This is a genomic window from Terrisporobacter mayombei, assembly GCF_020748465.1.
Lineage (GTDB): Bacteria > Bacillota > Clostridia > Peptostreptococcales > Peptostreptococcaceae > Terrisporobacter > Terrisporobacter mayombei.
The window spans coordinates 1-435 of sequence record NZ_JAHZMP010000288.1; the positions used below are offsets into that span (position 1 = coordinate 1).

A 435-nucleotide genomic window follows, 5' to 3' on the forward strand; every position below is an offset into this window, starting at 1 on the left:
ATCAGCAGTCGTGTCGGGCGCAGTTCACGGATAGCGACGATGTCGTTTTCCGGTGCGCTACCGCCGTCAATCACCACCCAGTTACCTTTCGGCGCGGCGGCGCACTTTTCCGCCAGCAGCGGACCTGCGCCATCATCGCCCATCATGCTATTGCCAACACAGAGTAAAACGTCAGTCACGCAGTCTCCTCACCATCAAATAGATGGCGTTTTCCTGATGAATATCATGCAGCATACTTAACAGCATTGTACTCCATTCCTGATGCTGCGAAGTTTGCGCTGCCCGGGCTTTATCGAATGCGTTGGCCAGCATCGGCACATGGTTAATGTCGATGACGATCTCACCATATTTCGGCACGCCTTCCATTTTGCGGCGGGCTTCACTGCCTGCCTCCAGAGTGGCAACCCATGCCAGATATTCATCCCACGGGCAGGT

1 pseudogene is annotated in these 435 nt (G+C 54.9%); it reads right to left on the minus strand.

Features of this window, described 5'->3' with window-relative positions:
• Positions 1–171: 171 nt before the first annotated feature.
• Positions 172–435 (minus strand): annotated as a pseudogene (gene hycH, locus K0039_RS25525) (formate hydrogenlyase assembly protein HycH); the annotation flags it as partial.